Annotated in this window: 13 protein-coding genes and 1 pseudogene; 6 read left to right on the forward strand and 8 right to left on the reverse strand. The window is 70.2% G+C overall.

Features of this window, described 5'->3' with window-relative positions:
• Nucleotides 1-41 precede the first annotated feature (41 nt).
• A complete protein-coding gene (locus QSK22_RS24890) occupies nt 42-230 on the forward strand; it encodes a hypothetical protein (protein WP_285496786.1) in 189 nt (62 codons plus the stop codon).
• A 77-nt stretch (nt 231-307) separates the two neighbouring features.
• On the opposite strand, the gene QSK22_RS24895 is transcribed toward QSK22_RS24890, so the two are convergent.
• Nucleotides 308-457 carry an alpha-hydroxy-acid oxidizing protein gene (locus tag QSK22_RS24895; RefSeq protein WP_285496787.1) on the reverse strand — a complete coding sequence of 50 codons (150 nt, stop codon included), beginning with the start codon at nt 455-457 and terminating at the stop codon, nt 308-310.
• Between the two features lie 232 nt (nt 458-689).
• Nucleotides 690-1,628, reverse strand: coding sequence for a peptidoglycan recognition protein family protein (locus tag QSK22_RS24900; RefSeq protein ID WP_285496788.1), 939 nt, complete (start codon nt 1,626-1,628; stop codon nt 690-692).
• A gap of 351 nt (nt 1,629-1,979) precedes the next feature.
• Here QSK22_RS24900 and QSK22_RS34055 point away from each other — a divergent pair.
• Nucleotides 1,980-2,089: pseudogene (locus QSK22_RS34055) on the forward strand (transposase); the annotation flags it as partial.
• A 318-nt stretch (nt 2,090-2,407) separates the two neighbouring features.
• On the opposite strand, the gene rplI reads toward QSK22_RS34055, so the two are convergent.
• The 4 genes from rplI to rpsF all read right to left on the reverse strand — a co-directional run bounded on the left by rplI (nt 2,408) and on the right by rpsF (nt 4,174).
• Nucleotides 2,408-2,854, reverse strand: coding sequence for a 50S ribosomal protein L9 (gene rplI, locus QSK22_RS24910; protein ID WP_285496789.1), 447 nt, complete (start codon nt 2,852-2,854; stop codon nt 2,408-2,410).
• 20 nt (nt 2,855-2,874) lie between these two features.
• Nucleotides 2,875-3,111, reverse strand: a complete 237-nt coding sequence (gene rpsR / locus QSK22_RS24915) for a 30S ribosomal protein S18 (protein ID WP_026403973.1) — start codon at nt 3,109-3,111, stop codon at nt 2,875-2,877.
• A gap of 210 nt (nt 3,112-3,321) precedes the next feature.
• Nucleotides 3,322-3,837 (reverse strand): single-stranded DNA-binding protein, encoded by a 516-nt coding sequence (locus QSK22_RS24920; RefSeq protein WP_285496790.1) that lies wholly within the window; start codon nt 3,835-3,837, stop codon nt 3,322-3,324.
• A 46-nt stretch (nt 3,838-3,883) separates the two neighbouring features.
• Entirely contained in the window at nt 3,884-4,174 is a 291-nt protein-coding gene (gene rpsF / locus QSK22_RS24925; RefSeq protein ID WP_285496791.1) for a 30S ribosomal protein S6, read from the reverse strand.
• Nucleotides 4,175-4,517: 343 nt separating this feature from the next.
• On the opposite strand from rpsF, the gene QSK22_RS24930 reads away from it, so the two are divergent.
• On the forward strand, nt 4,518-4,685 hold the full coding sequence (locus QSK22_RS24930; RefSeq protein WP_285496792.1) for a hypothetical protein: 168 nt from the start codon (nt 4,518-4,520) through the stop codon (nt 4,683-4,685).
• Nucleotides 4,686-4,864: 179 nt separating this feature from the next.
• Here the strand turns inward: QSK22_RS24930 and QSK22_RS24935 are convergent, their stop codons facing one another.
• Entirely contained in the window at nt 4,865-5,035 is a 171-nt protein-coding gene (locus QSK22_RS24935; protein WP_285496793.1) for a hypothetical protein, read from the reverse strand.
• A 228-nt stretch (nt 5,036-5,263) separates the two neighbouring features.
• Between QSK22_RS24935 and QSK22_RS24940 the strand changes: the two genes are divergently transcribed.
• The 3 genes from QSK22_RS24940 (at nt 5,264) to QSK22_RS24950 (ending at nt 7,800) form a co-directional block, all read left to right on the forward strand.
• Complete coding sequence (locus QSK22_RS24940; protein ID WP_285496794.1) at nt 5,264-5,569, forward strand: hypothetical protein; 306 nt, start codon at nt 5,264-5,266, stop codon at nt 5,567-5,569.
• Between the two features lie 894 nt (nt 5,570-6,463).
• The gene (locus tag QSK22_RS24945; protein ID WP_285496795.1) at nt 6,464-7,237 is read left to right on the forward strand and encodes a deoxyribonuclease IV; all 774 of its coding nucleotides are present in this window, start codon (nt 6,464-6,466) and stop codon (nt 7,235-7,237) included.
• 164 nt (nt 7,238-7,401) lie between these two features.
• Entirely contained in the window at nt 7,402-7,800 is a 399-nt protein-coding gene (locus QSK22_RS24950) for a DUF4190 domain-containing protein (protein ID WP_285496796.1), read from the forward strand.
• Between the two features lie 82 nt (nt 7,801-7,882).
• Here QSK22_RS24950 and QSK22_RS24955 read toward each other — a convergent pair whose 3' ends face one another.
• Entirely contained in the window at nt 7,883-8,350 is a 468-nt protein-coding gene (locus QSK22_RS24955; RefSeq protein ID WP_285496797.1) for a barstar family protein, read from the reverse strand.
• Nucleotides 8,351-9,302: the final 952 nt, after the last annotated feature.

The raw sequence follows: 9,302 nt of genomic DNA on the forward strand, positions 1-9,302 counted from the left end.
AAACCCCCTCTTCGAGCCTCCTGAGCCGATAGGATTCGAACATGCGTTCTATTGATGGCGAGCGGCTCGCCCTGCTGACCCGGGCGATCGACGACCTGGCCGCCGAGGGCATGGCCGACCTGCCCCCGGAGACCCTGGTGGAACGCATCGCGGACATCTGGTCGCTCGTGGAGGGCATCGACCCGGAGATCGCCCGCCGCCGCAGCCGCTATATGACCAGCGAGAACTAGCCCGACGTCGCCGCCTCGCAGGTCCGCCGCGCACCGGCGTGCGGCGACGCGCACCGCACGTCGACACAAAGCCCCGATCAGGTTCGGCGATGGCCGGTGCGCATGCCGCTGTCGAACAACACCTCCGGCTGGTTGCGCGCGGCCTCGACCACGGGCGGCAGCGCGTCCAGCGACGCCACCGCTCCGTCGATCCACCGGCGTCGTTGGAGACGATCACGTCGCCGCATGCCCGCAGCCACCGCGCGTCATGCCTTCGAGCGCGATCGGCCGGCGCCCGGGCGCGCGCAGAAATCCCAGGACGTCCCAGGTCAGCGAGGGATCATCGCTACTGGTCGCCCAATGCGGGATCGCCGCATCGGTGACCGGCCCGCCGACATCGAGCGCTGAAATAGTTGGCCACCCCAATGCCGTGCAGGGGAGCAGCTGTCCGCGGTGGCCTTTCCGCCGGGACGCCTCCCCTTACTCGAAAAGGTCCAGCAAGGATGACACGTCGCCAGGCGCCTCAGGAGGGCTGGACGGTTCGGCCACGGCCGGTTCCGGAGCCGTGGATGTCGCTTCAGGCCTGCTCGTCGAAGGACTGGGCGTTTCAGGCGCCGGAGGACGGGGCGTCGGCGACGTGCTCGGCGCGGGGTCGATGTCGGGACGGGCTGCCCGGGCGTCGGCCCTCTTGCGCACGCGCCGCTTCTTCGGCCGGGCGCGTCCGATCGAACGTTCGAGGCGGTCCACGACGCCGCGCCGCAGGTCGGGAAGCATCGCGTACAGGACGTCGCCGGGGCAGTCGGTGTCGGCGAAGTCGCGGTGTCCGACGATGGCGCGGAACGGGTCCAGCTCGTACTGCGCGCACAACCACGCGCAGACCCGCTCCAGAGAGACCCAAAGTCGGCGGGGCACCTCGTCCTCCATATAGGTGCCCTCGTTCTCTATGCCGATGGTGGTGCGGTTGTAGCCCCGGACCTGCGCACCGACGACCAGATGGCCGCGCCGGATGGCGCTCAGGCTGCGGTTTCTGCCCTCCATGACGTGGCCGCCGCGGCTGATGGTGAGCTGCTGCCCGGTGTCGGCCCACCCGCGGACCCGCATGTGGTGATGCTGGATCCAGCGCGACAGCCAGTAGGCGTGTTGGAGCGACTCGTCCGGGTAGTTCGGCGTGGCCGTGTGGTGGACGACGATGTGCCTGGGCGGACGGCGCAGAATCCGGGCCCGTTCCCGAGGCGGCCGCGCACCCCACTCGCTGCGCGTGTAGATCCGGGGACGCAGCGCGGACAGGGCAAGCCGGCGATCGTCGTGGCCGTCCGCCGGCAAGCGCTGCGACTCCGCGGCGGCCACCGCGGGCAGCGTCTCAAGAAGGAGGGCGTCGAACAGGCCGATGCTGAGCACCCCGGCCACCGTCCGGCGCATCGGCCACCTGCCTTCTTCAGGATGACCTTCCGAAAGCGCGGCCATATCGCCCCTTCCCCCGCGGTCGGATCACTACGGAAGGTAGTTGCCGGCGGACGGGACACCAAGGAGAGGGCGTTTCGCGGACGTTTCACATGAAACGCAGCGCAGGCCGCCCACAGACGGGCATCCGGGCGACCTCGGCCTGGGAAAGGCCCTGCTCGAGCAGTTCGGCGGCACGCATCCGCCGTGCCTCGGCCAACTGCGGCCGGGTCAGCGGCGGGCCGTGGCCACCCGCTACGACAAGCTCGGCATCCGCTGCCAGGCCACCCCTGGAGGTGGCAGCCGTCAACAAGTGGCTCACCGCGGTCTGAGGCGATCGGATCGACGCTGCACGGGGCGGCCTGGCAGCGGTGCCGCACGCACTACCTGCGCAATCCCCTCACCGGGTGCCCAAGTCCGTGCAGCCGTGGTTGGCGACGAGCGATGGGGCAGCCGTGGCGGGTCAGGATGCGGTGCGCGGTAGAGAGTGGGATGCCGCTGCGGACGGCCGGACCGGGCCGATGCGATGCGCACGGCGCAGGGCGAGCACCTGCGTCTCGACGCGCGGTGGTGCCCGGTGGTGACGCGGAGGGCGCGCCGAAGTGGGATTGGCGCTGGTCAGCGCGGGGTTTTGGAGGCAAGAAGGCAGCACGCCGGGCGGGAAGGCCCGGCGCGATGCGCCACGTCGCGGTGGCCGCCGGCCGCTGGTGGCCCTGGGCGACGTGGCGCATCGCGTCAGTGGTGTTGCCGCAGTCGGGTCAGGCGGCGACGACGTTGACGTCGATCGTCGCGTTGACGTCGGCGTGCAGCCGGACGCTGACCTGGTGAGAGCCGAGCGTCTTGATCGGGTTGGCGATCTCGATGCGGCGCTTGTCCAGTTCGGGCCCGTCGGCGGCCTTGACCGCCTCGACGATGTCGGCGGCGGTCACCGCGCCGAACAGGCGCCCGTTGCTGCCGCTGCGGCTGCGCAGCGTCACCTTCAGGGCCTGCAGCTGGTCGGCGATCTCCCGGGCGTGCTCGATCGTCGCGATCTCGCGGGCCGCACGCGCCTTCTTGATGGACTCGATCTGCTTCTCCGCGCCACGAGTCCACTTGATGGCGAACCCGCGCGGCACGAGGTAGTTGCGGCCGTAGCCGTCACGGACCTCGATGACGTCCCCCGGCTCGCCGAGCCCGGAGACCTGCTGGGTCAGGATGAGCTTCATGTCTGCTGGTCCCTCCCCACTCAGCGCGCGGTGCTGGTGTACGGCAGCAGCGCCATCTCGCGGGCGTTCTTGATCGCCGTGGCGACGTCCCGCTGGTGCTGGGTGCAGTTACCGGTCACGCGACGGGCACGGATCTTGCCGCGGTCGGAGATGAACTTCCGCAGCAGGACCGTGTCCTTGTAGTCGACGTAGGAGATCTTCTCCTGGCAGAAAACGCAAACCTTCTTCTTGGGCTTGCGCGGAGGTGGCTTCGCCATCGTGGTGCTCCTTTATCGAGAGCCCCGCTCACGCGGGAATGGACGTTGTGTTCGGTTGGATGCCGACCGACGCGGCGCGAGGCCGCCACCGGCGCCGCCGGTGCAGCCCCCGCCGTGCGGCCGGCGCGGTCGGCGGGGTCGGCCGGGTGCGACGGCCGCCACGACCGGGCCGGTCATGGCGGTCGCAGCCGAGGAATGTCCGAGCGCGGGTCAGAACGGCGGGTCGTCGGTGAACCCGCCACCGCCACCGCCGGTGGTGGTCCAGGGGTCGTCCATCGGGGCGCCGCCGGGGCCGCCGGCCTGGCCGCCGCCACCGCCGAAACCGCCGCCACCGGGGCCGCCGAAGCCGCCGCCGCCCTGGCGCTGGGTCTTGTTGACCTTCGCGGTCGCGTTGCGCAGGGACGGGCCGACCTCGTCGACCTCGATCTCGTACACGGTGCGCTTCTCACCCTGCTGGGTCTCGTACGAGCGCTGCTTGAGCCGCCCTTGAACGATCACCCGCATGCCGCGCTGCAGGCTCTCGGCCACGTTCTCGGCCGCCTGCCGCCAGACGTTGCAGGTGAGGAAGAGGGCCTCGCCGTCCTTCCACTCCCCCGTCTGGCGGTCGAAGAACCGCGGCGTGGACGCGACGCGGAATGACGCGACCGCCTGCCCGCTGGGGGTGAAGCGAAGGTTCGGGTCCTCGACGAGGTTGCCGACGAGGGTGATCTGGGTGTCGCCTGCCATGGGCTCGCTCCGGCTGGTGTGGCTGGTGTGCGGTGACGGGCCCCGGTCAGTGGACCTCGGGGCGGATGACCTTCGTACGCAGCACCGACTCGCTCAGGTTGAGCTGCCGGTCGAGCTCCTTGACCGTGGCAGGCTCGGCCGTCAGGTCGATCACCGCGTAGATGCCTTCGGACTTCTTCTGGATGTCGTAGGCCAGGCGCCGACGACCCCAGACGTCGAGCTTCTCCACGCTGCCGCCGCCATCCTTGACGACCTTCAGGAACGGGTCCAGCGACGCGGCCGCGTTGCGCTCGTCGATCGCGGGGTCGAGGATGGTCATGACTTCGTAACGACGCATGCTTATGTCCCTACCTCCTCTGGACTGATGCGGTCACGGTCTCTCCGTGACAGGAGGGCTCTTGCGTCCCCCACGGCGGCGGTCCGAACCGATGATCGGGGCACCGCCCGTGAGACCGGTACAGGCTACCAAGCCCAGACGCCCTCCGAACCCCTTCTCGGGGCTGCCGCCAGGGCACTTTGCCTGCTCTACCGCGATTCGACCGGCTTCGTCCACCCGAAGGGAGAGCCCGGCCGCCCAGTGGGGTTACGGCTGAACGAGCGATGGCATCAGGGGGCCCTTCCGAAAGCCGGTCGACGTTGTCGGCCGCGGTGACGAGCGGGGGCCGCCGACGACGCGTCCCATGGTCGCGGAGACAGTGACCGCGGACGAACAGGTGCGGCAGCCGCGGCTCCCCGGCTCGCCGCAGGTGCCGAGCCACGGCCGCCGTCACGATGGGCGGGGCGACACCCGCGAGGTTGTCGCCCGTGACGCCCCGGATGCCGCCGCCGGCACGGCACCGGTGCTGTGAGCGGAGGTTGCCGGTGGCGGCGCTTGCGAAGGCAGGCGCCGCAGCGGCCCAACCCGTGCCCATCGTCAAGGCAGCAGGGCGAGGCCACGGCCTGCCCGCCGATGGCGCCGGGCCCGACGGCATCGCCGGACCCGGCCGGCGGCCACGACACCACCGCATCGCGATCATGAGAGGCGGCGTCAGCGGCGGGTCGCGGTGGCGGCAGCCGACCTGGCGGCGCACCGGCGGCGCTCCAGCTCGGCCATGATGTCTGCCATCCGGGCGCGCATGCGGGCGGTCTGGGTGGTCAGCAGCGACAGCTCCTCCACGAGCTCCGCGTCGCCGATGACCGCGAGTTCGCTCTCCCTCATCTTCGGCACCTCCTGGGTGTCCACGCGGCCTCGAATCCATGTTCGACACTACCGGTCCCCGCCGACAGTTTCCGCGCTCGCGGCTCCGATTGATCTACCGGACTGGCGGGAATCTCTTTACCGCGTCGCCGCGCCCGGTGGCGCCGATCCGCGGCCGCCGTGGCCGGCACCACAGGTGAACCCCGACCCGACGAGTTTCCGACCGCACCCGGAGGGGGTGGTGGACTGATGTCCGACGAGGCGACCGAGACCAAGCGCCCGTTGCTCACGCTCAACACCGACGGAGAGCGGCACCCGCTGGAGAACGCGCTGGCCATCGCCGCCATCACGATCGGCCTGATCGCTCTGGTGCTGGGATTCATCCCGGCGACCCACTTCTTCGGAGCGCTGGCGGGCGTGATCGGCCTGCCGCTGGCTCTCTTCTCGCAGATGGTCTCCGCGACCACGGGCGAGCGCTGGCTCAACGTCATCGGCATGATCGCCTCGTTCCTGGGCGCCGCCTTCGCACTGCGCCACGGCGGCTTCAGCCTCTGAGCCGCCCGCCGTGCGAGGGCGCGCCCGCGCCTTCGCCTCTGCCTGGAACACACCCGTCTCCGCCCCCGCGCGTCCACCTCAAACGGACGTGCAACCCCACCACATCCACCACCGACAACAACACGGCCCTCGACCAACTCCCGCTCAGCACCCGCCACCACGCCCCCGCGCCTTGCCCCCTGTCCAAAACACACCCGTCTCCACCCCCGCGCGTCCACCTCACACCGACGTGCAACCCCACCACAACCAGCACCAACAACACGGCCCTCGGCCAACTCCCTGACCTGTGTGGAGATCGCTCGCCTCGGCTCGGCCCGCGGCCTACGCGACAGCACGCAGCACGGCCTCGTACTCGATCAGGTAGCCGACGGTCACCGCGACCGTGCCGTCGGCCCGACGAGACCAAGGAGACCGCCGCCGCGTTCTGAGCCCGCGCGCAGCTCAGCACCCGCCGCCACGCCCCCGCGCCTTCACCTCTGCCTGAAACACACCCGTCTCCGCCCCCGCGCGTCCATCTCCCACGGACCTGCAGCCCCACCACACTCGGCACCGACCACAACACGGCCCTCGACCAACTTCCGCTCAGCACCCGCCGCCACGCCCCCGCGCCTTCACCTCTGCCCGAAACACACCCGTCTCCACCCCCGCGCGTCCATCTCCCACGGACCTGCAGCCCCACCACACTCGGCACCGACCACAACACGGCCCTCGCCAACTCCCGCTCAGCACCCGCCGCCACGCCCCCGCGAGCCCCGCCCTTCCCTTGCCAGAGCCCTGCGGTCGTCGACGGTTGAGAGGCCGATCGCGTTGCTTGGCGGGCGAGAAGGGTGTCCGGTGTGGTCGGGTGTTGTGGCTCGAGGAGCCGATGTCGTAGGTCGCGGATAGGCTCGGGACATGCGCATCGGAGCCCACGTCGACCAGAACAACGCGCTCGACACCGCCCGTTCGATCGGGGCGGAGGTCGTCCAGTTCTTCCTCGGCGATCCGCAGGGCTGGAAGAAACCCGTCCTGCCGGAGGGCGTTGAGGCGCTGCGCGGTTCCGGGGTGGACGTGTACGTGCACGCCCCGTACATCATCAACGTGGCGACGTCCAACAACCGGATCCGCATTCCCAGCCGCAAGGTGCTCTCGCAGCAGTTGGAGGCGGCCGCCTCGATCGGCGCGAAGGCCTTGGTCGTGCACGGCGGGCACGTGCTGAAGCAGGACGACCCCGAGACCGGCTTCGAGAACTGGCGCAAGGTCTTCGAACGGCTCGACTGCCCGATTCCGATCTACATCGAGAACACCGCGGGCGGCGACAACGCCATGGCGCGCAGGTTCGACCGGATCGCCCGGCTGTGGGAGGTACTGTCGGGCGTCGCCGATCTCGACTCCAAGGTCGGGTTCTGCCTGGACACCTGCCACGCGCACGCCGCCGGCGAGGAGTTGATCGACGCGGTCGACCGGATCAAGTCCATCACCGGGCGGATCGACCTGGTGCACTGCAACGACAGCCGGGACGCGTTCGGCTCGGGAGCCGACCGGCACGCCAACCTGGGCAGCGGCACGATCGACCCGGAGCTGATCCTTTCGGTGGTGCGAGCCGCCGGCGCGCCGGTGGTCGTAGAGACGCCCAAGGCGGGTCAGGCTCAGGACATCTCCTGGCTGCGCGACAACCTGGCGACATGATCCGGTTCCGGCCTGCACTTCCGCGCCCGCGGCCGGGTCCGGCACCATGGTGAACCGGGAAGCGATCAACGACATCCAACCGAATACCGTCACCAATCACGAGACAACCGGCGAAGCTCGGAACCAGCCCCGTGGCGAGCGCGCCCAGAACGAACGGGACTCCCATGGCACACCCCCCTTACGGACCGTCGGATCCATACGGCTCCTACGGGCAGCCGGACCCGTACGCCCAGCCCTACCAGCAGCAGCCCGCGGTGCAGCACCACTACTACCCTTCCACCCCGCCCGCGGTGGTGGGGACCAACGGTCTGGCCACCGCATCGCTGGTCATGGGGATCGTCGGCTTCGTGTTCTGCGGACTGACCTCCATCCCGGCGATCATCTGCGGCCACATCGCACTGGGCCAGATCAAGCGCACCGGCCAGGAGGGGCACGGCCAGGCCGTCGCCGGCCTCGTCCTCGGCTACGTCGTCACGGCCCTGTGGATCATCTACTGGGTCGTCATCTTCGGGATCTACGGCTTCGCGCTGTGGAGCGTCAGCTCGAGTTCGACGAGCTACTGACGGGCAGCGCTGCCGAAGGCCCCGGCGGAGGAATCATCGCCAGGGCCTTCGGAGTGCCGTAACGCCGTCGCGTCGCCGACGGTCAGGCGAGGCGGGGGACGCCCGCCACCTCCACTCCGACGTTCGACAGCAGCACGGTCATGGGGGTGGAGGTCTCCCGCCACTCCTCTACGGCCTTGGCGAAGATGTCCAGGACGGTGCGGAACGACCGCTGGTCGGTCTCGGCGAGCTCGGCCCACGACTCGTACAGCACCAGGTAGCCGTTGCGTGCGGGGGCCCACGACAGGTCGGTCAGGCACTTCTCCAGCGCGTCCCAGTCGCCGCCGGACGTCGCCGGAAACGCGAAGACCTCGGCGCACAGGCGCAGAAAAGCGTCCTTGTCGCGGGCGCGGCGCCCGTCGAGGTGGTAGGCGCGCCAGCCCGCCGCCAGGGCGCGTTCCGTCCAGCCGGTGTCGCCGACGGCGCCGGGGGTCGGCGGGATCCGCCACTGGTAGACGCCCGGCTTCAACCGTCCGGTGAGCAACTCGTCTAGTGCTCGGTTCGCATCCACGAAACGTCACCTCCCGGCAAAGTCGTTATTCCGGCTCGCGAGGCCGCCGGCGTCCGGTGGCGGCAGCGGCGCCCTCCGAGTCGCCACGGCCGGTAACGGGCGATCAGGGTGTCCGCGCCTACGGATGGGGCCATGCGGGCAGGGATTACGGCGCCGCCCGGACCGGGCGCCGTCGTCGACCGAGGGGACGAACTGGACATGGCTCCCACCGTTCCCGCCACCACTCGCGGCACACGTGCCGGCAGCGTTCCTTTCCGCGTCCGCGTCCCCACGGGCGCTGAGGTGCCGTGATCCGGGTTTGGACGCGAGGCACCCGTCCCGCGCCGAAGGGACCAACATGACAACATCATGACGCCCCGCGACCCCCGTGATGCCGCCTCGAATCATCGGACCGGCAGAATCCCGCATTCCGGGCACCTGCCGTTCGAGGCGAATGCGTCGTCACACTCCACCGGGACAGGACCGAGCCGCGTGGCTACCGACACCCCCACAAGAGGGCCAGGTGGATTGTGCCGCCGCCCTAATCGGGCTGGCGGTGGCGACGCACGGCCACATCGAGAGCAGGCGTGAGTCGGCTTGCGGAGAGCAGGACAGGTGCAACCGCACCAGCGCCGCCCCCAAATGCCACCGCACCAACACAGTCCCCACAGCACACACCAGCGTTCGGCCCCAGCAGCTGCGACGGCGTGAGCACGCCATTCCAGACGTCAGTCGCCTTGCGAAGAGCGGGGCGGGTGCAACCGCACCGAAGCCACCCCAGCTACCGCCGCACCAACACAGCCCCCACACGGCACACACCAGCGTTCGGACCCCCAGCGGCTACGGCGGCGTGAGCACGCCATTCCAGACGTCAGTCGCCTTGCGAAGAGCGGGGCGGGTGCAACCGCACCGAAGCCACCCCAGCTACCGCCGCACCAACACAGCCCCCACACGGCACACACCAGCGTTCGGA

This window comes from Actinomadura sp. NBRC 104425 (genome assembly GCF_030269545.1).
Taxonomy (GTDB): Bacteria; Actinomycetota; Actinomycetes; order Streptosporangiales; family Streptosporangiaceae; genus Spirillospora; species Spirillospora keratinilytica.